We start from the raw sequence: 23,833 nt of genomic DNA on the forward strand, positions 1-23,833 counted from the left end.
TTAAACTTCAAATGTAGAAAATTTATTCCTATAAGAAAATGTTAAAGCCGTAGTTTATTCTACGGCTTGGATACTTTGATTTTTACGTTTTTCTTTTTCTTGTGCATCTACTACTGCTACTGCAACCATATTTACCATTTCTTCTACACTTGCTCCCAATTGTAAAATGTGTGCAGGTTTGCTTAATCCCATCAATATTGGCCCTATAGAATCTGTTTTATTCAATTCTTTTATAAGCTTATATGTTCCATTAGCCGATTCTAAATTCGGAAATATTAACGTGTTTACTTTTAATCCTGCTAATTTTGAAAAAGGATAGTTCTCTTGAAGCATTTTTCTATTTAGGGCAAAATCTACCTGAATTTCTCCATCTACCACAATGTCTGGACATCTTTCATGCAGGGTTTTTACGGCTTGTTTAACTTTTTTAGCATTTGGATGCGATGAAGTTCCAAAGTTAGCATAAGAAAGCATTGCCATTACAGGCTCCATCCCAAACATACGTACGGTATAGGCGGTCATTTGAGCAATTTTAAATAAATCTTCTGCCGATGGTTCTATATTCATCGTGGTATCACTAATAAAAATAGGCCCTCTAGATGTACTCATTAAGTTTGTTGCAGCGATACGGGTTACACCTTTCGCAAGCCCGATAATATCGATTATAGGTTTTACTACTGTTGGGTAAGCTCTAGAATATCCAGATAGCATTGCATCTGCATCTCCTCTTTTCACCATCATCGCAGCAAAGTAATTGCGCTCTCTTAGTAACTTCTGAGCTTCATATAGTGTAATTCCGTTTCGGCTACGTGCTTCAAACAAAATTTCTGCGTAAGCGTCTACCTGTGGTTTTTGTTCATCAGATTTTGGGTCTATAATTAAAATATCATCTGTGTTTTCAAATTCTATTTCATTCATCAGCTCCAAGATCACCTCTCTTCTTCCTAATAAAATAGGGATTGTAATGCCTTCGTCATAAGCAATTTGAGCTGCTTTCAATACATCTAAGTGGTCTGCTTCTGCAAATACTACTCGTTTAGGGTTTGTTTTTGCTCGGTTTTGTAATAATCGTGTAATTTTATTATCACTCCCCATACGCTCATACAGTTCTACCTCATAGCGTTCCCAATCTTGAATAGGTTCTTTTGCCACTCCCGAATCCATTGCTGCTTTTGCCACTGCAGGTGGCACTTCTGTAATTAAACGAGGATCGAAAGGTTTTGGAATAATATAATCTGGACCAAAATTTAGCCTTGTTTCACCATAAGCAATATTTACTTGCTCTGGTACAGGTTTTTTCGCAAGGTTAGCTAATGCTATAACTGCCGCCTGTTTCATTTCCTCATTAATTTTAGTAGCACGCACATCGAGTGCTCCTCTAAAAATAAACGGAAAACCTAATACGTTATTTACCTGATTAGGGTAATCGCTACGTCCTGTTGCCATAATAAGATCTTCCCGTGTATCTACGGCCAACTTATAATCTATTTCTGGATTTGGATTTGCCATCGCAAACACAATAGGATTTGCCGACATGCTTTTTAGCATTGCTGGTGTTACAATATCTGCAATAGAAAGTCCTACAAATACATCTGCTCCTTGCATTGCCTCTTCTAAGGTGTCTATTTTTCTAGCGGTAGCAAACTCTTGCTTTTCTTCGGTTAAATTGTCTCTATCTGCTCTGATAACTCCTTTGCTATCTAACATGACAATATTTTCTGCTTTAGCCCCGAAAGATTTATATAAACGTGTACACGAAACTGCAGCAGCTCCAGCGCCACTCACTACAATTTTTACTTCTTCTAGTTTTTTTCCTGCAATTTCTACAGCATTTAACAGTGCTGCTGCCGAAATAATAGCCGTTCCATGCTGATCGTCGTGCATGACAGGAATATCTAATTCTTGTTTTAATCGGCGTTCAATTTCAAAAGCTTCTGGCGCTTTAATGTCTTCGAGGTTAATTCCTCCAAAAGTAGGCGCTATGTTTTTTACTGTTTCGATAAATTTTTCTACATCTTTGGTGTCTACCTCTATGTCAAAAACATCTATATCTGCGAATATTTTAAAGAGTAAACCTTTTCCTTCCATCACGGGTTTAGAGGCTTCTGGTCCTATATCTCCTAGACCTAATACCGCGGTTCCGTTAGAAATTACGGCCACCAAATTTCCTTTAGTTGTATATCTGTATGCGTTATCGGGATCTTTAGCGATTTCTAAACAAGGCTCTGCAACCCCTGGAGAGTAGGCTAAAGCTAAATCGCGTTGTGTAGTATATTTTTTTGTAGGCACCACTTTAATTTTCCCAGGCTTTGGTTTTGCATGGTAAACTAATGCTTCTCTTCTTTTTCTTTCGTTACTCATAACTGTTCATGTTAATCAACTTACAAATGTAGCAATAGTTGGATAATCTTAGGAGTTCTCTTGCTTTAAAAAATTAATATTTCTGGTTAAACCACTAAATTTAGTCCGTTTTACTGCCGATTTTTTAAATATTTTTCCAAAAGCTTCTTGGGTAAGCTCCTCCCAGTCTGATTTTGTCATGTTCAATAAATCTGGATGAGGGTTAAATAAAGGTTCTGAATGAGGTTTTGAAAACCTATTCCAAGGGCATACATCTTGACACACATCGCACCCAAACATCCAATCGTCAAATTTTCCTCGTTCTGAATGAGGGATTTCGTCTTTTAATTCAATGGTAAAATACGAAATACATTTACTTCCATCTACAACATAAGGCTCTACAATGGCCTGTGTAGGGCAAGCATCTATACAGGCAGTACAAGTACCACAATGATCGGTAACTGGGGTGTCGTATTCTAAAGGAATATCAAGAATCAATTCGGCAATAAAAAAAAAGGAACCTGCTTTTTTACTTAATAGGTTGCTATTTTTACCAACCCAACCTAATCCGCTTTTTTTTGCCCAAGCTTTATCTAAAACAGGGGCAGAATCTACAAATATGCGTCCACCAACCTCTCCTATTTCCTGTTGAAGTGTATGCATTATTTGCTTTAGCTTATCTTTAATTACAAAGTGATAATCTTGCCCATAAGCGTATTTACTGAGCTTATACGAAGTATTATTTTGTATTTTTTCTGGATAGTAGTTATAGAGTAAGGAAACGACACTTTTTGCCCCTTCTACGAGTTTGGTAGGGTCTAAACGTTTATCGAAATGGTTTTCCATATACTGCATTTTCCCGTGCATATTATTAGACAACCATTTTTCTAACCTTGGGGCTTCCTCTTCTAAAAAGCCAGCTTTACTTATACCACAAGACAAAAAACCGAGGCGTTTAGCTTCGGCTTTAATAATGGATGTATGTTTCTCTCGCGCGTTAATCATAGTCTAGAAAAAACCTGTTTGTTCTCCTGGTTTTGTTTTCCCTAAATGTTTATATGCTGCGGCAGTAGCCTCTCTCCCTCTAGGCGTACGAATTAGAAAACCTTGTTGAATAAGAAAAGGTTCATACACTTCTTCTATTGTATCGGCATTTTCGCTTACTGCTGTTGCTAAGGTGGTAATCCCAACAGGACCGCCTTTAAATTTATCTATTATTGTAGTGAGTATTTTATTGTCCATCTCGTCTAATCCATGCGCATCTACATTAAGGGCTTCTAAGGCATATTTGGCGATTTCTACATCTATTTTTCCATTTCCTTTAATCTGCGCAAAATCTCTAACCCTCCTTAATAAAGCGTTGGCAATACGCGGCGTTCCTCTGCTTCTTCCTGCAATTTCTATTGCTGCTTCTATTTGGATAGGCACATTAAGAATAGATGCACTACGCTGTACGATATCCGATAATAACTCGGTAGAATAATAATTCAATCTGCTTGATATCCCAAACCTTGCCCTCATGGGTGCTGTTAATAAGCCCGAACGTGTTGTTGCTCCTACAAGTGTAAACGGATTAAGATTAATTTGTACTGAGCGTGCATTGGGTCCCGATTCTATCATAATGTCTATTTTAAAATCTTCCATTGCGCTATACAAATATTCTTCTACTACAGGGCTTAATCGATGAATTTCATCTATAAACAACACATCTCGCTCTTCCAAATTAGTTAGCAAACCTGCTAAATCTCCTGGTTTATCCAACACTGGCCCTGAAGATATTTTTATTCCTGCATCTAGCTCGTTAGCCAAAATATGAGCTAAGGTTGTTTTCCCTAATCCTGGAGGCCCATGCAAGAGTGTGTGATCTAGGGCTTCACCTCTTAAGTTTGCTGCTTTTACAAAAATTTGTAAATTTTCAAGTACTTTTTCTTGCCCAGCAAAATCATTAAACGACAAAGGCCGTAAGGCTCTTTCTATGTCGTGTTCTTCTGCTGAAAAGTGTTCTCCCGTAGGGTTTAAATTATCATTCATACGGCAAAGATAAAACATTCTTGATTTATGAAATCACTTTAAATAAAAGAAAGCTTCTTGATGGGATTAGGCATAAAAAAACTCCTCTGCTGCAGAGGAGTTTTTATTTATATAATTTCGGAATTAATGATTTAATTCTTCTTCGTTATCTTGAAGCGGGACATCTTGCATTACATAATCCTGACCTGGAATTACATAGTCTGTTCCTTCTTTATTTGTCTTGCTATAATCATAAGCCCAACGGTGAACAGTAGGAATTTCTCCTGGCCAGTTACCGTGAACGTGCTCTACTGGTGTTGTCCATTCTAATGTTGTTGCATTCCATGGGTTTTGAGTTGCTTTTTTACCATAGAAAATAGAATGAATTAGGTTATATATAAATACTATCTGAATAAGAGCAGTTACAATAGCACAAACTGTAATTAATATTTGCACATCGGCCATATCATCAAAATACGGGAATGCGGTGTTGGTGTAATAACGTCTTGGTAAACCAGCTAATCCTATAAAGTGCATTGGGAAGAAAACCCCGTACGATCCTATTGCCGTAATCCAGAAGTGCACATAACCTAAATTCTTATTCATCATTCTTCCAAAAAACTTAGGGAACCAGTGGTAAACCCCAGCAAAGAACCCGTATAATGCAGATATACCCATTACTAAGTGGAAGTGAGCAATTACAAAGTAAGTATCGTGTACGTTAATATCTAATGTACTATCTCCTAATATAATTCCTGTTAATCCTCCTGTAATAAATGTAGATACCATCCCGATAGAGAATAACATACCTGGATTCATCTGAATGTTTCCTTTCCATAAGGTAGTAATCCAGTTAAATGCTTTTACAGCAGAAGGAATTGCAATAAGTAAGGTTGTAAAGGTAAATACAGAACCTAAGAATGGGTTCATACCTGAAACGAACATGTGGTGCCCCCATACAATAGTTGATAAGAATGCAATGGCTAAAATTGAAGTAATCATTGCACGGTAACCAAATATAGGTTTACGTGAGTTGGTAGACATAATTTCTGAAACAATCCCCATGGCTGGTAAAATAACAATATATACCTCTGGGTGACCTAAAAACCAGAATAAATGCTCGTATAATACAGGAGAACCTCCTTGGTGAGCTAAAACCTCTCCTTTTATATAGATATCTGATAAGAAAAATGATGTCCCAAAGCTTCTATCCATAATAAGCATTAAGGCTGCCGATAAAAGTACTGGGAAAGAAACCACTCCAATAATTGCGGTTACAAATAATGCCCATATTGTTAATGGAAGCCTTGTCATAGACATTCCTTCTGTACGAAGGTTTAATACGGTAACAATATAGTTTAATGACCCCATTAAAGATTGCGCTATAAACAATGCCATGGCTATTAACCAAAGCGTCATCCCTGTTCCTGAACCTGGTATTGCTTCTGGCAACGCACTTAAAGGTGGGTAAACTGTCCAACCTGAAGATGCTGCTCCTCCCTCTACAAAAAGCGAAATAAGCATAATGATAGAAGATAGGAAGAATATCCAGTAAGAAAGCATATTCATAAATCCTGATGCCATGTCTCTTGCTCCAATTTGCAAAGGAATAAGTAAGTTACTAAATGTACCACTTAAACCAGCAGTAAGCACGAAAAACACCATAATAGTACCGTGCATAGTTACCAATGCTAGGTATGAATCTGCATTCATCACCCCATCAGTGGCATATTTTTCACCTAAGAAAAACCTAAATATCTCGAAGGATTGCTCTGGCCAAGCTAATTGTATTCTAAACAAAATAGACATCAAAATACCTATTACCCCCATTGCAAGACCTGTAAACAGGAATTGCTTAGCGATCATTTTATGGTCTTGACTAAACACATACTTTGTGATAAAAGACTCTTTATGATGATGTCCATGATCGTCGTGTCCGTGATGATCTTGTGCTACTGATGCATTTGCGATTGCTGACATATCTTCTTAAACTATTACTTTACTAAATAAAATTAATACTATTGCTTAATGCTTTCTCCGAATTCTTGTTGTTGAGCTAACCAGGCTTGGAAATCCTCTTCTTCTTCTACAATAATTTTCATTTGCATATTGTAATGTGAGATTCCACAAATTTTGTTACACAACACATAATAATCAAATTCGTAAGGGTCTAAAGGCATTTCTCCTTTAGCAACAAGCTCTTTACTGTTTTCTGCTCTAATTTCATTAATTTCCTTCACTTTATCTACCATGTACTTGCTATTTCTCATTTCGTCTGAAGTGATGGTAGGTACGAAGCTAAACTGCGTGATCATACCAGGAACAACATTCATTTGAGCTCTAAAAAACGGGAAGTAAGCTGAGTGTAAGATATCTTGTGAACGGAATTTAAAAATAACACGTTTGTTTACGGGTAAATGCAGTTCTGTTGTAATTTTATCATCGGCAGCATAAGGGTCACTCTCATCAAGCCCTAATGTGTTTATACCTTTTATAAAGCGTACATTTGCTTTTCCTAAGGTATTATCTGCCCCTGCATAACGAGCTTTCCACCCGAACTGATAAGCATAAAGCTCTACAACAACGGCATCTTCATCTTCATCAAAATTCATGATATCTGACCAAGTAAAAAGACCGTATATAATTAGTGCTGCTAATACAATTACAGGAATAATAGTCCAAACTGCTTCTAATTTATCATTATCGGCAAAGAAAAGTGCTTTTTGCCCCTTTCTACCTTTATACTTAAAAGAGAAGTAGTGTAATAAGAATTGTGTTACAATCTGTACGATAACAATAATCAATATAGAAAGCATCATTAATCTATCATAATCTACTCCATGCTTTGATGCTGCTTCTGGGAGGTAAAATTTACTATAGTCCCAAAAGTTATAAATCATAAAAGCATAAAACAATACTGCAAACCACAACATAAGTTTTCCTTGTGTTTTATTGTCTGCATCGGTAGCTACGCCGTTGTCATCTTTTTTACCAGACTGAGAGAGTTTTAAAATTTTTGACATTTGCCAAAACGTTATCCCTAGAAGGCCTACAACAATGATGATAAGAATTTCAGTCATTTTTAAATATCTATACTTTAAACAATTTTTTAATAATGGAAGTGCTTACTCTCTTTTATAAACGGGTTACGTTTCGCTATAAGAGGAGCCTTTGTAAGTGCATTAAATACTATAAGTAAAAATAAACCTGCAAAGAATAGCATTGCACTAATTTCTGGCACACCTATAAACCATGATTTTCCTACGGTTGCTGGCATAATCATGTTGAAGATATCTAAATAGTGCCCTACTAAGATAACTACACCTGTCATAACTACAAACCAATTTACACGTTTATAATCACTATTAATTAATACTAGTAATGGGAAAATAAAATTAAATATTAGCATCCCGAAAAACGGTAAGTTATAATCTTCTATACGTGTAATAAAATAGGTTACCTCTTCTGGAATATTTGAGTACCATATTAATAGGAATTGAGAGAACCAAAGGTATGTCCAGAAAATACTAATCCCAAACATAAATTTTGCTAAATCATGAATATGACTATTGTTTACCTCTGGTAAGTATCCTTTAGATTTCAGGTAAATTGTAATAAGTGCTATCACAGTAATTGCAGTTACAAACAAACTAGCAAAAAGATACCATCCAAACAAAGTACTATACCAGTGAGGGTCTAAACTCATAATCCAATCCCAAGACATCATTGACTCGGTAACGATAAAGAACACCAAGAATGCTGCTGATAATTTAAAGTTTTTCTTATAGAAACGGTTATCGGTTGCTTCGTCTTGACGTAAAGAGTTTTTACGTAAGAAGTGTCTAAACACATTCCATCCTATAATGTATATAGCTGCTCTAATTAAGAAAAATGGCACATTAAGGTAGGCTTCTTTTCCTTGAATAATAGGGTCGTTTTTAACCACTTCTGGATCCATCCATATAAACATGTGGTTAAGGTGCATTCCTGAAAGCATTAATATAGCAAATACTATTAAACTTCCTGGTAGAAGGTATGCTGTTACAGCTTCCATCACCCTAAATAATACTGGCGACCACCCTGCTTGGGCTGCATATTGAATTGCATAAAATGCTAAAGCCCCTAATGCAATCATAAAAAAGAAGAAAGCTGCTACATAAGTTGCTGACCATGGTTTATTTTGCAATTGGTGCAAAACATGTTCGGCGTGTTTGTCTGCATGGGCATCATCATGAGTTGCGTGCGCATTAGCTGTGGCTTGATGTTCTCCATGAGCTTCATGAGAAGCTATAATCTCTTTTACTTCTTCTATTGTAGAAGGAGCAGATGCAAATGCATAAATTAACCCAATTGCACCCACAACCATAAGAATGATTGCTGATAATTTTAATTTACTAGATAGCGTATACATATTGAAATATATCTAATACAGTTTAATTATTTCCTTTTATTTATCTCTTATTAATGGGTTGTTGTCACAGGGTTTTCCTGTACAGTTACCTCAGAAATAATTTCTTTTTGTTCTTTTAAAGAGGCTTTCGTTTCGAATGCTCTTTTAGGCTTGCCTTCTAATTGCGCTTTTAAATCCATTACATAGTGTGTAATTTGCCAGCGCTCTTCTTCATTGGTTTGTGCTGCATACGAGCCCATGGTGTTTAATCCATAATAAGATACATGATATACACCACCTTCGGTAATTGCACGCCCCATATCATCATAAGAAGGAATACCTAATATCTTTTCTCTTTTTACCAGATTTCCTTTACCGTCGCCTTTATCACCATGACAAATAGCACAATAAATAGTATAAAGTTCTTTTCCTTTATTCAGGTTATCTTCGGTATAAGGTAGTGGATTTTTCAGCTCTTCTTTTGCTTGTGCAAAGCCTTCGGTTGTATTTGGGTAAGCGTAAGGCTTCCATCCTCTTGCTATTGTTCCTTCTACAGGGATTTGTGCTTGTTGCCCATTTCCAAAAGCTTCGTATTCACCATAAGTTTCATATCCTACAGACTCATACATATCTGGGAAGAATTCGTAATTCCTAGAATCTTTATTAAAACAACCTACAGATAAGGTTGCTGCAATTAGTGCTACTGCTATTTTTATAGTCTTCATGCCCATTACTTATTTATAAGTTTAATTTCTACTGCCCCTGTGTTTGCAAAAAAATCGGCCATTTCTTCCACATTATGATTAGCAACATCTACTTCCATAAGAAAGTGATCGTCTGTTGTACGTGGATCTGGATTTTCTGCTTCTTTAAAAGGCCATATTTTACTGCGTAAGTAAAATGTAATTACCATTAAGTGTGCAGCAAAGAATACTGTTAATTCAAACATAATTGGCACGAAAGATGGTAAGTTTTCTAAAAAGCTAAAACTTGGTTTTCCTCCAATATTTTGAGGCCAATCATCTATCATTATAAAATTCATCATAGCTATAGAAACCGATAGACCTACTAACCCGTAAAGAAATGCGGTAACAGCTAATCGGGTATGAGGTAACCCCATAGCTTTATCTAAGCCGTGTACTGGAAATGGCGTATAAACTTCCTCTATACGGTAACGAGCTTCTCTCGTTTGTTTTACGGCTTGCATAAGCAAATCGTCATCCGTATATATAGCATGTATTACTTTTGAAGACATCTTTATAGTTGTTTATTTACTGCTTAAATAAATTAAGCTTGGTCTGTATTATTTGATTCTAAATTAATAATCGGTTTCGCTGTAGGTTCTGTGTATAATTTTGCATCATCCCCTTGAGCTTCTCTAATTTTCTTATACTTCTCTCCTGATGATTTTAGGATAGTTTTTACTTCTGCCTGTGCAATTACTGGGAATGTACGTGCATAAAGTAAGTATAATACAAAGAAGAATCCGATAGTTCCAACAAATATTCCTATATCTACAAAGGTTGGAGAGAACATTGTCCATGATGATGGTAAGTAATCACGGTGTAATGATGTTACGATAATTACAAAACGCTCAAACCACATTCCTATATTCACCACAATAGAGATAAAGAAAGAGAACATTATACTTCTTCTTAATTTAGGGAACCACATAAACTGAGGTGAGAACACGTTACATGTCATCATTGCCCAATAAGCCCACCAGTAAGGTCCTGTTGCACGGTTTAAGAAGGCATATTGCTCAAACTCTACACCTGAATACCATGCAATAACAAGCTCTGTAATATAGGCCACCCCTACAATAGATCCCGTAATCATAATTACAATATTCATTAGCTCGATATGCTGAACCGTAATATAATCTTCTAGATTAGACACCTTACGCATAATGATAAGCAAAGTATTTACCATTGCGAATCCTGAGAAAATTGCCCCAGCAACAAAATAAGGAGGGAATATAGTGGTATGCCATCCAGGAATAACCGAAGTAGCAAAGTCAAACGATACAATAGTGTGTACAGAAAGTACAAGTGGTGTAGCTAAACCTGCTAACACAAGAGAAACTTCCTCAAAGCGCTGCCAGTCTTTTGCTCGCCCACTCCATCCGAAAGAAAGCAAAGAGTATATTTTCTTCTGAAAAGGTTTTACTGCTCTATCACGAATCATTGCAAAATCTGGAAGTAATCCTGTCCACCAGAACACCAATGAAACCGAAAGATATGTAGAAATTGCAAATACATCCCAAAGTAAAGGTGAGTTAAAGTTTACCCATAACGAACCAAATTGGTTAGGAATTGGCACTACCCAATATCCTAGCCACGGTCTACCCATGTGTATTAACGGGAATAATCCTGCTTGCACTACGGCAAAAATTGTCATGGCTTCTGCAGAACGGTTAATGGCCATTCTCCATTTTTGACGGAATAAAAGTAATACTGCAGAAATAAGTGTACCTGCGTGACCAATACCTACCCACCAAACAAAGTTAGTAATATCCCAGGCCCAACCAACAGTTTTGTTAAGACCCCATGTTCCGATACCGGTTGATATGGTGTATATAATACATCCTATTCCCCAAAGAAAAGCCACTAAGGCAATAGAGAAAACAATCCACCAAGATTTATTTGCCTTACCTTCTACTGGAGCCACCACATCTAGGGTAACATCATGATAAGATTTCTCTCCGGTAACTAAAGGCTTTCGTATAGGTGCTTCGTAATGAGACATAATCCTTTTTATCTAGTTAATTCTTTATAATATTTTATTAATTTTCTGAAGTGTTACGCACTTTGGTATGATAGAACACGTTAGGATCTGTACCTATGTGCTGTAATAAATGATACACTCTATCACTTTTCTTAAGTTCATGCACTTCACTTGCTTCATCATTTACATCCCCAAATACCATTGCACCAGAAGTACAAGCACTAGAACATGCGGTTTGGAATTCCACATCCTTAACAAGTCTACCTTCGCGCTTAGCATCTAAAATAGTTTTCTGCGTCATCTGGATACACATAGAGCATTTTTCCATTACTCCACGAGTTCTTACAACCACATCTGGATTAAGTACCATTCGCCCTAAGTCATTATTCATATTGAAATCAAACTCATCGTTATGGTTATATCTAAACCAGTTGAAACGACGTACTTTATAAGGACAGTTGTTTGCACAGTAACGAGTTCCTACACAACGGTTATATGCCATGTGGTTTTGACCTTGGCGACCATGTGAAGTTGCTGCAACTGGACATACTGTTTCACAAGGAGCTTGATTACAATGCTGACACATTACAGGCTGAAAAACCACCTGAACATCTTCTTCTGCTGCTATTTCTAATTGTCCAAATCCTCCTAATGAATCTCCTAAACCATCAAAGCCTTCTTTCTTCTCTATATCTTTTTCAAAAGTACTTTCTGAAGAGTAGTATCTATCTATACGCAACCAGTGCATATCTCTACTTCTTCTCACTTCAGATTTTCCTACAACAGGAACGTTGTTTTCTGCATGACAAGCAATCACACAAGCCCCACATCCTGTACAAGCATTAAGATCTATAGACAGGTTAAAATGATGCCCAATAGAACGATCAAATTGCTGCCATATATCTACCTCGGGAGACGAAACAGGCTTCTCTTCGTGATTTAGAGAAACCACTGGCATGAAATTCCAGTGTTTTTTATCTTTTGTATTAAATACCTCTAAGGTAGTTTCTTTAATAACATCACCACGCCCCATCAATGTATTCTGCAACTGCACACAAGCAAACTCATGCTCTCCTTCTACTTTAGAAATACTTACATCCTGAACTGCATCAAAGTTTTGGTATAACGAATAGGCATTTATACCTACTTGCATTTCTTTCTGAATAGCCGCTTTACTACCATAACCTAAGGCCAGACCTACAGAACCCTTAGCTTGCCCTGGCTGAATAAGCACAGGCACTTTTTTAAGCGTTACATTATTTACCGTAACATCTACATAGCTTCCGTTTAATCCGCCGTTAGCCACATGCTTATTCATTAAGCCCATCGCTTCTGCGTCACTCCTAGAAACAGTTAAGTAGTTATCCCAAGAAACCCTAGAAATCGGATCTGGAAATTCTTGTAACCAAGGGTTATTAGCTTGTTGACCATCACCTAAACCTGCTTTTACATAAAGCGTAAGCTCTAATCCTTTTCCTTGAGAAGAAGCTAATTTCCTAGCAGCTCCAGAAACATTCATTTCTGTTTGTGCCATCTCTTCCCCTTCTACAGAAACGTTTTCAATAGAAGCTACATAAACTCCATCATGCAGTGCATCTTCCCATGAAGTAGCTCCTAGAATTGTCTTCCAAGTTTCTTTTATATAATTATAATAAGATATTTCTTTTCCTAAAACACTCATTAACGACTCCTGAAACTGTTGTGTTTTAAACAACGGTTTAATAGTAGGCTGCATTAAGCTATAGTGTTTTGCGGTAAACTGAACATCGCCCCAAGATTCTAAATAATGCGGAGTAGCTCCTACAAATTCTGCAAGCTCAGCCGTCTCGTTATGCTTCATAGCATAAGAAACCATTAGGTCTAATTTCTCTACTCCTTTTTTAAACTCTTCGGCATTAGGTAAAGAATATGCTGGGTTAACTCCAACGGTAACTAAACCTCCTACTTGCCCTGCATTCATTCTTGAAATTAACTCTTTTACTTGAGTGGCATTTCCTTGACGAATCATTCGTGGATTTTTAACATCCATTACTTTAGAAGCTAATGCCTCATTAATTTCTAAAGCTAAAAGCTGCGCATCCTTATCTTGAATACCTGTAATTAAAACCGCCTTAGATCCTGCAGATTTTAAATTTTTCACCGCTATTGCAACTTTTTTCGCAACAGCCTCAGGCAAGTCTGCACTACCACCACCTACAATTCCGTAGTAAATAGCCGCCAAAACAGCTTTCTGTACCGAAGGTTTTACAGGAACACGAATATCCGCATTAGCACCCGCTAAACTCATATTCGATTCAAATTGAATATGACGTGACATTTTACCATTCTCTGGCACACGTTTCAACGCATAATCACTATCATATCCACCGCCTTGCCAATCTCCTAAAAAGTCTGCTCCTACACTAACTACAACATCAGCTTGGTCAAACTTATACGAAGGCAATGCACGCTTTCCGTACTTAGAAGCAAAAGCGTCTAATGCTGCACTTTCAGAAACAGCATCATAAACCACATGCTTTACGTTAGCGTATTTAGCTTTAAACTCCTCCATCAACCTAGAGGTTGAAGGGCTCGCAAAAGTTTGAGTCATCACCACCAACTCTTTACCATTTAAAGCTTCTATTCTTTCTTTAAATTCACGATTAAAACGCTCCCATGCAACAGGTTCGTTTTTAATAAGCGGATTTTTAAGACGTTTATTATCATATAAAGAAAGTACAGAAGCATGCACTCGTGCATTAGCCCCTACATTAACTTTCCCTAATTTGTTATTTTCAATTTTTATAGGACGCCCCTCTCGTGTTTTCACTAAAACACTAGCAAAGTCGAAACCATCTGCAATTGTGGTTGCATAATAATTTGCAACACCCGGAACTATACGCTCTGGCTGAACCACATAAGGAATAGACTTAACAACAGGCCCTTCACAAGCCGCTAAAGATGCAGCTGCAGTACTAAAGCCTACAAACTTCAAGAAGTCTCTACGAGAAGTTTTGGAAGTTTCTAAATTCTCTTTATCCCCCAAAAACTCATCTGTAGGTATTTCCTGCACAAACTCGTTCTGCTTAAGCGTCTCAACAATAGAACTATTTTCGTTTAGCTCCTCAACACTTTTCCAGTATTTTTTGTTTGATGACATAGTATATAATAGTTACTTCTTTGTAATAATTAATTAATAGTGACATTTACCACACTCCAACGCTCCCATTTGAGCCGCCGTAAGTTTTTCTACACCGTATTTTTTAGATAGCTCCTCATGTATTTTTTCATAATACTCATTCCCTTCCATCTTCACATTAGTCTCACGGTGACATTCGATACACCAACCCATAGTTAATGGCGCATACTGCTCTAAAATCTCCATCTCTTCTACAGGACCATGGCATTTCTGACAATCTACTCCCGCCACTGTTACGTGCTGCGAGTGATTAAAGTATGCGAAATCTGGCAAGTTATGCACACGAACCCATTTTACCGGTTTCTCTTCTCCTGAATAAGATTGCGTTGTAGGATCCCAACCTGTAGCTTCGTATAGTTTTGCTATTTGACCATCATAAAACTCTTTACTATACTCCTCTGTTGCTGTTTCTGGCGCAACCTCACTTACAGATTTATGACAATTCATACAAACATTCAACGAAGGAATACCTGAAGTTTTACTAACACGAGCAGAAGAGTGACAATATTTACAATCTATGCCATTATCTCCCGCATGTATTTTATGTGAAAAATGTATTGGCTGCACTGGCTGATACCCTTGATCTACGCCTACCTGCATCAAGTAACCATAAGCAAAATATGCACCAACCAACAACAAGATTACTGAAGAAGAAAGCACTAAGAATTGGTTTTCAGCAAAAGCTTTCCACAAAGGCTTTCTAGCCTCCTCTTCTGGCAATTCAACCCCACTTGCTTCTGCAAATCTTGTCAGCGTTTTATTTACTAATACTAAAATAATCACCAACAACAGCAACACAAAAGTTAACGCAGCCATGATTATATTTGTAGAAACACCAGCTCCAGCTCCAGCTCCAGCCGCAGCCTCTCCAGCAGCAGCAACAGGCGGCTCTGGCTTAGGCTGCTCTACATAAGCTAAAATATCATTAATATCTTGATCTGACAATTGCGGAAACGCAGTCATCGGAGTCTCATTATACTCCTCAAAAATCGCAATAGCATCTGCATCTCCAGCAGCTATCATCTCTGCACTATTCCTAATCCAACGATAAAGCCAATCTATATCTCGTTTTTCGGTAATACCATGCAAAGCTGGCCCCGTAGAACGAGCATACGGCTTGTGACAAGCAGCACACTGAGAATTAAACAATTCTTTCCCTTTTGCTGGATCTCCCAAGGAAGAACCCCCGTCGTCTTGAGAATAATTTAGCTGAGAAAACGATAAGAAAACCGCTAGAAGCAACAGCAGTCTTTTTGAAATTGAATGGCGGATATTCACCTTTTCCATATGACAGTTAAATTAACATCTTATTTTTATGCAATCTGATAAGCTTTTATCTGTTAATAAGTTACCAAAATGCACGGTAAAATTTAAGCACAAAAGTAACACTTAAAGATGATTTTAGGAATGTTAGTGAAGTGTTAATATGTAATTTATACTGTTTCTAAATAGTGAAATCAACCTATGCTTGTAAATAAATATTAATTTTGTAATCGAAAAAATATATTAATATGAAAAGAATCAATCTATTAGGAGTTGTAAACATTTTGTTTTTTTTGAGCTTCTTTATTTCTAGCAACGCACAAGAGTCTTCCCAACAAATAAATGTTGACCCATTGGTTGATGAATTGCTAGTACTGAAAAATAAAATGACCGAAAAAAACGACTTTACAAACCGGTACACCATTCAATTATTCTATGGCTCTTCAAGAGAGGAAGCTGTAAAAATTCGGAATAGATTTCATAATAAGTATGACAGCATTCCTACAAACATAGTTTACCAATCGCCCAACTACAAAGTATGGGCAGGAAATTACACAAACAGCCTTGATGCTGAAAAGTGCTTTATTGAACTTAAAGAAGACTTTAAAAGTGCTTTACTTATACGTCCAAAAAAATAAGAAACAGCACTATAGTTAAGAAGTTTTGTTATATTTGAAGACATTAAACCATAAATTATGAAAATAGGAATAACATTTAGTGCCTTTGATTTGTTACACGCAGGGCATATTAAAATGCTAGAAGAAGCAAAGCTACAATGCGACTATCTTATAGCCGGCCTACAAACAGACCCTACAATAGATAGACCAGAAAAAAATAAACCTACACAAACCGTAGTAGAACGTTACATCCAATTAAAAGGATGTAAATATGTAGATGAAATAGTACCATACACTACAGAACAAGATTTAGAAGACATCTTAAAATCATTTAACGTAGATGTACGTATTATTGGAGTAGAGTATAAAGATAAAAACTTTACTGGCAGAAAGTATTGCCAAGAAAAAGGGATTAAATTATATTACAACTCTAGAGACCACCGGTTTTCTAGCACCAACCTCAGAAAAGAGGTAGCCGAAAAAGAGAAAAGCAAAACAACCAAGATAAAAAACATTAGCTAAATTATTTTAGTTTAGTTTAGCGTATAAAAAAGCCGACTCAATTTTAACTATTGAGTCGGCTTTTTAATTTTTATTTTTTTCGCATGTATACCGAGACTGGAACACCTGTAAAATCGAAATGTTTTCGGAGTTGGTTTTCTAGAAAACGCTTGTAAGGCTCTTTAACATACTGGGGCAAGTTACAGAAAAATGCAAATTGTGGCTGCGGCGTTGGTAACTGCGTAATAAATTTTATTTTTACATATTTACCTTTTGTTGCTGGTGGTGGATTATTTTGAATAATAGGCAACAACACATCGTTTAGCTGACTTGTTTTTACTTTTTTACTACGGTTGTTATAAACCTCAACAGCGGTTTCTATCGCTTTAAAAATACGCTGTTTATTTAGTACAGAAATAAATACGATAGGTACATCGGTAAACGGCTCTATGGCTTTGCGTATTGTTTCCTCAAAGGCTTTCATGGTATTGGTTTCTTTTTCTACCAAATCCCATTTGTTTACTAAAATTACTATTCCTTTTCGGTTACGTTGTGCTAACCAAAATATGTTTTGTACTTGGCCATCAAAACCTCTTGTTGCATCTACTACCAATAAGCAAACATCTGCGTGCTCTATGGCACGAACGCTTCGCATTACCGAGTAGAATTCGATATCTTCTTTTACTTTGGCTTTACGTCTAATCCCTGCGGTATCTACAAGATTAAACTCAAAACCAAAACGATTGTATTTTGTATCTATAGAGTCGCGCGTTGTCCCTGCGATATCGGTAACAATATACCTATCCTCACCGATAAGTGCGTTAATAAAGGACGACTTCCCTGCATTTGGTCTTCCTACTACGGCAAATCGTGGCAGATCTTCGTCTGTTTTAGCACTTTCTTCTGGCAGGGAAGCAACTACAGCATCTAGCAAATCTCCCGTACCACTTCCGCTTATTCCCGCAATGGTATAATAATCACCTAAGCCTAAGTTGTAAAACTCGTAAGCAGATTCTACTTTAGATGCGGTATCTACTTTATTTACGGCAAGAAAAATAGGTTTTTTAACCTTACGTAAAAGTTTAGCTACATCCTCATCCATTGGGGTAACTCCTTGTTCTACATCTACCATAAAGATAATAGCATCGGCTTCTTCAATGGCTAATTCTACTTGTTTATCTATTTCTGCTTCAAAGGCATCGTCACTTCCTACTACGTATCCTCCGGTATCAATTACAGAGAATTCACGTCCGTTCCAATCGGATTTACCATAATGCCTATCTCTTGTTACTCCGCTCACCGAATCTACAATGGCTTCTCTACGTTGGATTAGTCTGTTAAAAAACGTAGATTTTCCAACATTTGGTCTTCCTACAATGGCTACTATACTCATTTATCTTTCCCTTATTTAGTGCTTAGTTTTATTTTTCTTACAAAAGAATTTCTCTGTACTTTATTTAATTATTATAACCAAAGCGTTTAAGTTGACGCTGGTTACTACGCCAGTTTTTATTTACTTTCACGTAAAGCTCAAGGTAGACTTTTTTACCAAAAAACGCTTCTAAATCTTTTCTAGACTCTGCCCCCACACGTTTTAATGCCAAACCTTTATGTCCAATTATTATCCCTTTTTGGCTATCGCGCTCTACCATAATAATGCTTCGGATACGAATAATTTCTTCTTCTTCCTTAAACTCTTCTGTTTCTATTTCTACGCTATAAGGTATTTCTTTTTTATAGTGTAAAAGTATTTTTTCTCTAATAATTTCGTTTACAAAAAAGCGTTCTGGTTTATCAGTCAAGGCATCTTTAGGGTAAAAGGCTGGCGACTCTGGCAATAATTCTAGTATTCTATTAAATACTTGGGGTACTCCAAAATTTTCAAGTGCCGAAATTGCAAACACTTCTGCATTGGGGAGTTTTTCTTGCCACAAGGCTACTTGCTGCTCTACGTCTTCTTGTCCTGTTGCTTTATCTACTTTATTAAGCAGTAATAAAACTGGAATTTTGGCATGGGCTATTTTATTAAAAAACTGCTCATCTTTTAGTGCTTTTTCACCTAATTCTACTAAGTAAATTAGCACATCGGCATCTTCAAAAGCACTTTTTACAAAATCCATCATGGCATTTTGTAATTCGTAGGCTGGTTTTATAATTCCAGGAGTATCGCTTAACATTACCTGAAAATCTTCTCCGTTTATAATACCTAAAATACGGTGACGGGTAGTTTGTGCTTTAGATGTAATGATAGATAATCGCTCTCCTACAAAAGCATTCATTAAGGTAGATTTCCCCACGTTAGGATTCCCTATAATATTTACAAAACCTGCTTTATGTGCCATAAATTATTTTTATTTCGGCAAAGATACAAGCTTTTTTCGGCTCTTTAGCCTATAAAAAACCTAAAACTATGTGTTTTTTTAACTCAGAAAGCTCTTAACTGTTTAGTTTTCAATAAAAATATTATAGTATAACACCAGTAAGCTTCCGCCTAAGGCGTTACCACATAAGCGTTTTTTACCATGCGCTTAACAACCAATTTATGAAAAGGTTTAATAAGCTGCATATAGATTTTCCCTTTTTTATTATTGTACTCTACTAATGTGATCACCTTAATGTTTCCAAAAGTTTGATCGCTATTTTTTACTACGGCACGAAAATTTAAGTGGGTATCATTTGCGCCTAAAATAACCTGGTTGTTTGCCAACGCATAAATTTTAAAAAAACCAATATAACCGCCTACTTTATACTCGGTATTATAATCTGCAGGAGGTTTTGTTGTTAAACCAAATAAGCCTACAATACGGTTACGTATAGTAAATAAAGCTTTTACCCAACTGGGGGTTGTGTTAAAAATAAGGTTTGTAATTTCTGCTATGGTATGGGTATGGTTTGTAGTAGAAAATGTATCGGCAAAATCTATTTTAGGAAGTATTGCTTTTATACCCTCTGTAACTACTGTTTGTTCTTCTTTTACTTTTAGTGTCATTTAATTAACACTTATAATGGTTAAACCACATTAATATTACAAATATAGAAACAACTTATTTTCAAGTTATTCCTTTTAAGGTTAATTGTTTCATAAAAAGATTTATCGGCCTCACCTGCCCTAGTATAAGCAAGCTTTATCTAGCAAAACCTTACATTTTTCCAAAAGGACATTTTCTATTTAAAACTATATTTCTTACATACTAAATATGTAAATTTACAACATATAGAAACACCAATTTAGCAGTCAAAACACTTTTACACAATCAATATTCATTAAAATAGAACAAAAAAACAAATCCCTTAACGCTATAATGCGCAGGGGTAAATACCTTGCAGAAGTAAAAACAACCAAAATTCTATACCGCTTATGAAACTCAAAAGTATTCTCGCTCTATTTTTAATGAGCACCTCTCTTTTAATAGCACAAACAGATATTCTTATCGAAAACGTTAAGCTATTAGATCACAACACCGCTTCTTTAACCAAGCCAATGAATGTATTGCTTAGCGATGGTAAAATTCAGAAAATAAGTGCCTCAAGCATTTCTACCAAAAACAAAGATTTTATTAGCATCAACGGTAAAGGCAAAACCTTAATGCCTGGGCTTATTGATGCGCATGTACACATGGTATTTGGCGCCTTAACCATGCAACAACTTATGGACCCTAATATGACAGAGGATGTTTTGCTTGCTAAAGTAGGAACCAACTCACACGAAATGCTTATGCGTGGTTTTACAAGTGTTCGCGATGCTGGAGGTCCTATTTTTCCGTTAAAAGCAGCCATCGATAAAGGAAAGGTTACAGGACCGCGTATTTGGCCCTCGGGAGCAACCATAAGCCAAACTGCAGGTCATGGAGATTTTAGAACTCCAGAAGAACGCTCACGTAGATTTTTTGGAAAACCTTCGCGTGCCGAATTATTAGGAGCTACATTTATTGCCGATGGGCGAGATGATGTACTAACCGCTACTAGAGAAAACTTACGCTTTGGAGCTAGCCAAATAAAACTTATGGCTGGCGGAGGTACATCCTCTGCATACGACCCAATTGATGTTACCCAATACACCCTAGACGAAATGAAAGCTGCTGTAGAAGCTGCAGAAGATTGGGGAACCTACGTAATGGTACACGCATATACCCCAAGAGCCATTAAACGTGCCATAGAAGCTGGTGTAAAATCTATAGAACACGGACAAATGCTTGACGAAGAAACCCTAAAACTAATGGCCGAAAAAAATATCTGGTTAAGCCTACAAAACTTAATGGATAACAACGATAACATGAGCGAGCAACGTAAAGAAAAGCGTAAACCTGTATTAGAAGGGCAAGATAAAGTATGGCCGTTAGCAAAAAAACTAGGGGTTAACTTAGCTTGGGGAACCGATTTTCTTTTCGAGCCAGAACTTAACAAAGACCAAAACAGTTATATTTTACGTCTAAAAAAATGGTTTAGCAATGCCGAAATACTAAAAATGATTACCCAGGATAACGCCGAACTTCTACAGCTTTCAGGATTACGCAGCCCTTACCCTGGTAAATTAGGAGTTATCGAAGAGCAAGCCCTTGCCGATGTCCTATTAGTAGACGGGAACCCGCTAAAGGACCTCTCGCTTATTGCCAACCCAGAAAAAAACTTTTTGGTAATTATTAAAAATGGTAAAATTTATAAAAACACCTTAAAAACCAAATAACAATATACCTCCCCTAAAGTCTAAAAGTAGGAGTAATACACTCCTACTTTTTTATTTTACACAAACAATTAGCATACAAATAGGCTTCCTGCCAATAGCATAAATACAGGTTTTACCGATTTTACATAAAGAAAAAACATTTTTTTGTTAATTTTGTTAACTATTGCTGCAGAATCATGACGCTTATGTACCGGAAACTACTTTTTCTATTCTTCTTTCTATTTTTATCGGTTTCTGCCTGCGCCCTAATTTCCCCAGATAGTTTAAGTACACAAAAACTCCAAGAAAAATACCACAAAGCACTAACCCATAAAAACTACAACAAAGCACTCATCAACCTCAATAAGCTTGGGGATTATTTAATTTACAAAGAGTTAAAGCACCAAGAAAGCTACGCCTTATTAAACGAGTTTAAACCTTACCTTAATCAGTGCTCAGACTCTACAGAGCGGGCAAAATTCTATATTGTTTATGCCGAGGCAGCCACCTATGCACAAGACTATAAAAAATCGGTTAGCATTTTAGAAGAAGGAATATCGTTTTTAGAAAAACTTCAGGACTCTACGCTTTACGCCTACGGATATGCCTACCTAAAAGCTGCCGAAAACTCCAACAAACTAAATAGGTTTTCGCAAAGTGCAGCCTACTACCAAAAAGCAGAGAAAATTTTTTCGCAGCAAAAAGATACCCTAATGCTACTTTGGACCAAAAACGGTTTAAGCACACTCTTTAGCAGTTATGCCTTATATGATGAAGCCGAGGAGGAAAGAAATTTTATTTTCCATACAGCAAACAACAACACCTACCAAGAAGTACTTGCTATAGCCCATTTAAGAGCCGCCATAGATGCCTATTTTTTAAACAACCCAAAAGCTGAGCTCTACCATGTGCGCCAATCTGTAAAACACAAAAACCCAACGGCAGACATTCAAGAAATTGTAAGCATTCTAAGCTTTGCTCAAGCTACGGCTAGTTACGCTTATCATCAAAAAAAAGACTCTTCTAATTATTATTTCAAGCAGCTTAATGCAATGTTGGGCAACAAAACCACCAGGCTCCCTTTTATAAATACCTACTACACGTTTGCTAAAAGCAGAAACGCCCTGGTAAATGGTAATTTACACGATGCCGAACAACATGCCTTGCATATATTAAACAACTTAGACCACGTAAACGATTGGCAAAATGTAATTCGTGCTAATTTTTTACTGGCAGAAATTTACGAACAACAAAAAAACAACAAAAAAGCCCTAAGGTATTTTAAAGAATACATCCGCTTAACCGACTCTATTAATAAAGCAGCATCGCGCAAAAAGTTTGCCTACGTACAAACACAATTTGAAACCGAAAAAAAAGACTTAGAAATTGCAAAACAAAACCAAGATATAAAGTTGCTTAATGCAAAAAACCGCATTACTAATCAATGGGCGCTTTTGGGTGGTATACTTATTATAGGGCTATCGGTAGTTTTTTATTTTTGGAGGGCTCGGCAGTTCTCCATCAAAAAAATAAACATGCGCAAGCAGTTTGCCCAAAACTTAATTAAGCATATAGAAAACGAACGGAAACGTATTGCTAGAGAACTGCACGATGGGGTTGGGCAGTCTTTACTTCTTATCAAAAACAATTTATTGCGTACCAATGCTAGCACTAAGGAATTAGCGCTTATCCAAAAAAACATCGATGAGATTAGAGAAATTTCGCACAACCTACACCCCTTTCAGTTTGAGCAACTGGGTTTAATAGGCGCGTTACAAAACATGATAGCTGCCTTCCAAGAAAACTCTTCGGTATTTTATTCGGAAGAGCTTAAACCTACACAAGCACAACTTAGCATAGAACAGCAAATATTTATTTACCGCATACTGCAAGAATGTATTACCAATGTAGAAAAACATGCCAAAGCTAATGCTTGTAAACTTAGCATGATAGAAACCCCAACAAACTTAACCTTTGCAATTAAAGATAATGGTGTTGGTTTTGATGTAAACAAAAAACTTAAAAGCCCAAAACACTTAGGGCTAAAAACCCTTAAAGAACGGGCAGAGTTTCTCGGGGCCGAATTACAAATTACCGCTTCCCCTAAAAAAGGCACTTGCATACAAATTTCTATTCCTATTTAA

18 protein-coding genes are annotated in these 23,833 nt (G+C 36.6%); 4 read left to right on the forward strand and 14 right to left on the reverse strand.

Features of this window, described 5'->3' with window-relative positions:
• Nucleotides 1–54 precede the first annotated feature (54 nt).
• The 11 genes from GGR32_RS05295 to GGR32_RS05345 all read right to left on the reverse strand — a co-directional run bounded on the left by GGR32_RS05295 (nucleotide 55) and on the right by GGR32_RS05345 (nucleotide 15,932).
• On the reverse strand, nucleotides 55–2,361 hold the full coding sequence (locus tag GGR32_RS05295; RefSeq protein ID WP_183477144.1) for an NADP-dependent malic enzyme: 2,307 nt from the start codon (nucleotides 2,359–2,361) through the stop codon (nucleotides 55–57).
• A gap of 48 nt (nucleotides 2,362–2,409) precedes the next feature.
• Nucleotides 2,410–3,345 carry a tRNA epoxyqueuosine(34) reductase QueG gene (gene queG, locus GGR32_RS05300; RefSeq protein ID WP_183477145.1) on the reverse strand — a complete coding sequence of 312 codons (936 nt, stop codon included), beginning with the start codon at nucleotides 3,343–3,345 and terminating at the stop codon, nucleotides 2,410–2,412.
• A gap of 3 nt (nucleotides 3,346–3,348) precedes the next feature.
• On the reverse strand, nucleotides 3,349–4,371 hold the full coding sequence (gene ruvB, locus GGR32_RS05305) for a Holliday junction branch migration DNA helicase RuvB (RefSeq protein WP_183477146.1): 1,023 nt from the start codon (nucleotides 4,369–4,371) through the stop codon (nucleotides 3,349–3,351).
• A 123-nt stretch (nucleotides 4,372–4,494) separates the two neighbouring features.
• On the reverse strand, nucleotides 4,495–6,330 hold the full coding sequence (locus tag GGR32_RS05310; protein ID WP_183477147.1) for a cytochrome c oxidase subunit I: 1,836 nt from the start codon (nucleotides 6,328–6,330) through the stop codon (nucleotides 4,495–4,497).
• Nucleotides 6,331–6,368: 38 nt separating this feature from the next.
• Complete coding sequence (locus GGR32_RS05315) at nucleotides 6,369–7,430, reverse strand: cytochrome c oxidase subunit II (RefSeq protein ID WP_183477148.1); 1,062 nt, start codon at nucleotides 7,428–7,430, stop codon at nucleotides 6,369–6,371.
• A gap of 29 nt (nucleotides 7,431–7,459) precedes the next feature.
• Complete coding sequence (locus GGR32_RS05320) at nucleotides 7,460–8,761, reverse strand: quinol:cytochrome C oxidoreductase (protein ID WP_183477149.1); 1,302 nt, start codon at nucleotides 8,759–8,761, stop codon at nucleotides 7,460–7,462.
• Nucleotides 8,762–8,811: 50 nt separating this feature from the next.
• Complete coding sequence (locus GGR32_RS05325; RefSeq protein WP_183477150.1) at nucleotides 8,812–9,465, reverse strand: c-type cytochrome; 654 nt, start codon at nucleotides 9,463–9,465, stop codon at nucleotides 8,812–8,814.
• Nucleotides 9,466–9,470: 5 nt separating this feature from the next.
• Complete coding sequence (locus GGR32_RS05330) at nucleotides 9,471–9,995, reverse strand: DUF3341 domain-containing protein (protein WP_183477151.1); 525 nt, start codon at nucleotides 9,993–9,995, stop codon at nucleotides 9,471–9,473.
• Between the two features lie 32 nt (nucleotides 9,996–10,027).
• Entirely contained in the window at nucleotides 10,028–11,488 is a 1,461-nt protein-coding gene (gene nrfD, locus GGR32_RS05335) for an NrfD/PsrC family molybdoenzyme membrane anchor subunit (RefSeq protein ID WP_183477152.1), read from the reverse strand.
• 37 nt (nucleotides 11,489–11,525) lie between these two features.
• Nucleotides 11,526–14,606 carry a TAT-variant-translocated molybdopterin oxidoreductase gene (locus GGR32_RS05340; RefSeq protein ID WP_183477153.1) on the reverse strand — a complete coding sequence of 1,027 codons (3,081 nt, stop codon included), beginning with the start codon at nucleotides 14,604–14,606 and terminating at the stop codon, nucleotides 11,526–11,528.
• A gap of 33 nt (nucleotides 14,607–14,639) precedes the next feature.
• A complete protein-coding gene (locus tag GGR32_RS05345) occupies nucleotides 14,640–15,932 on the reverse strand; it encodes a c-type cytochrome (protein WP_183477154.1) in 1,293 nt (430 codons plus the stop codon).
• Between the two features lie 224 nt (nucleotides 15,933–16,156).
• On the opposite strand from GGR32_RS05345, the gene GGR32_RS05350 reads away from it, so the two are divergent.
• Both GGR32_RS05350 and GGR32_RS05355 read left to right on the forward strand, forming a co-directional pair.
• Nucleotides 16,157–16,546 (forward strand): SPOR domain-containing protein, encoded by a 390-nt coding sequence (locus tag GGR32_RS05350; protein ID WP_183477155.1) that lies wholly within the window; start codon nucleotides 16,157–16,159, stop codon nucleotides 16,544–16,546.
• A 57-nt stretch (nucleotides 16,547–16,603) separates the two neighbouring features.
• Nucleotides 16,604–17,047 (forward strand): adenylyltransferase/cytidyltransferase family protein, encoded by a 444-nt coding sequence (locus GGR32_RS05355; RefSeq protein ID WP_183477156.1) that lies wholly within the window; start codon nucleotides 16,604–16,606, stop codon nucleotides 17,045–17,047.
• Nucleotides 17,048–17,117: 70 nt separating this feature from the next.
• Here GGR32_RS05355 and der read toward each other — a convergent pair whose 3' ends face one another.
• The 3 genes from der to GGR32_RS05370 form a co-directional block, all read right to left on the reverse strand.
• On the reverse strand, nucleotides 17,118–18,419 hold the full coding sequence (gene der / locus GGR32_RS05360) for a ribosome biogenesis GTPase Der (protein ID WP_183477157.1): 1,302 nt from the start codon (nucleotides 18,417–18,419) through the stop codon (nucleotides 17,118–17,120).
• Nucleotides 18,420–18,483: 64 nt separating this feature from the next.
• A complete protein-coding gene (gene era / locus GGR32_RS05365) occupies nucleotides 18,484–19,368 on the reverse strand; it encodes a GTPase Era (RefSeq protein WP_183477158.1) in 885 nt (294 codons plus the stop codon).
• Nucleotides 19,369–19,517: 149 nt separating this feature from the next.
• Entirely contained in the window at nucleotides 19,518–20,015 is a 498-nt protein-coding gene (locus GGR32_RS05370; protein WP_183477159.1) for a DUF2867 domain-containing protein, read from the reverse strand.
• 369 nt (nucleotides 20,016–20,384) lie between these two features.
• On the opposite strand from GGR32_RS05370, the gene GGR32_RS05375 reads away from it, so the two are divergent.
• Nucleotides 20,385–21,710 (forward strand): metal-dependent hydrolase family protein, encoded by a 1,326-nt coding sequence (locus tag GGR32_RS05375; protein WP_183477160.1) that lies wholly within the window; start codon nucleotides 20,385–20,387, stop codon nucleotides 21,708–21,710.
• Between the two features lie 185 nt (nucleotides 21,711–21,895).
• On the forward strand, nucleotides 21,896–23,833 hold the full coding sequence (locus GGR32_RS05380; RefSeq protein WP_183477161.1) for a sensor histidine kinase: 1,938 nt from the start codon (nucleotides 21,896–21,898) through the stop codon (nucleotides 23,831–23,833).

Origin of the sequence: Mesonia hippocampi, assembly GCF_014197445.1 — a bacterium.
Taxonomy (GTDB): Bacteria; Bacteroidota; Bacteroidia; order Flavobacteriales; family Flavobacteriaceae; genus Mesonia; species Mesonia hippocampi.

Coding starts and splice junctions, on each gene's coding strand:
- GGR32_RS05295 (WP_183477144.1), bottom strand. CDS start 2,361: ATGAGTAACGAAAGAAAAAGAAGAGAAGCATTAGTTTACCATGCAAAA.
- queG (WP_183477145.1), bottom strand. CDS start 3,345: ATGATTAACGCGCGAGAGAAACATACATCCATTATTAAAGCCGAAGCT.
- ruvB (WP_183477146.1), bottom strand. CDS start 4,371: ATGAATGATAATTTAAACCCTACGGGAGAACACTTTTCAGCAGAAGAA.
- GGR32_RS05310 (WP_183477147.1), bottom strand. CDS start 6,330: ATGTCAGCAATCGCAAATGCATCAGTAGCACAAGATCATCACGGACAC.
- GGR32_RS05315 (WP_183477148.1), bottom strand. CDS start 7,430: ATGACTGAAATTCTTATCATCATTGTTGTAGGCCTTCTAGGGATAACG.
- GGR32_RS05320 (WP_183477149.1), bottom strand. CDS start 8,761: ATGTATACGCTATCTAGTAAATTAAAATTATCAGCAATCATTCTTATG.
- GGR32_RS05325 (WP_183477150.1), bottom strand. CDS start 9,465: ATGAAGACTATAAAAATAGCAGTAGCACTAATTGCAGCAACCTTATCT.
- GGR32_RS05330 (WP_183477151.1), bottom strand. CDS start 9,995: ATGTCTTCAAAAGTAATACATGCTATATATACGGATGACGATTTGCTT.
- nrfD (WP_183477152.1), bottom strand. CDS start 11,488: ATGTCTCATTACGAAGCACCTATACGAAAGCCTTTAGTTACCGGAGAG.
- GGR32_RS05340 (WP_183477153.1), bottom strand. CDS start 14,606: ATGTCATCAAACAAAAAATACTGGAAAAGTGTTGAGGAGCTAAACGAA.
- GGR32_RS05345 (WP_183477154.1), bottom strand. CDS start 15,932: ATGGAAAAGGTGAATATCCGCCATTCAATTTCAAAAAGACTGCTGTTG.
- GGR32_RS05350 (WP_183477155.1), top strand. CDS start 16,157: ATGAAAAGAATCAATCTATTAGGAGTTGTAAACATTTTGTTTTTTTTG.
- GGR32_RS05355 (WP_183477156.1), top strand. CDS start 16,604: ATGAAAATAGGAATAACATTTAGTGCCTTTGATTTGTTACACGCAGGG.
- der (WP_183477157.1), bottom strand. CDS start 18,419: ATGAGTATAGTAGCCATTGTAGGAAGACCAAATGTTGGAAAATCTACG.
- era (WP_183477158.1), bottom strand. CDS start 19,368: ATGGCACATAAAGCAGGTTTTGTAAATATTATAGGGAATCCTAACGTG.
- GGR32_RS05370 (WP_183477159.1), bottom strand. CDS start 20,015: ATGACACTAAAAGTAAAAGAAGAACAAACAGTAGTTACAGAGGGTATA.
- GGR32_RS05375 (WP_183477160.1), top strand. CDS start 20,385: ATGAAACTCAAAAGTATTCTCGCTCTATTTTTAATGAGCACCTCTCTT.
- GGR32_RS05380 (WP_183477161.1), top strand. CDS start 21,896: ATGTACCGGAAACTACTTTTTCTATTCTTCTTTCTATTTTTATCGGTT.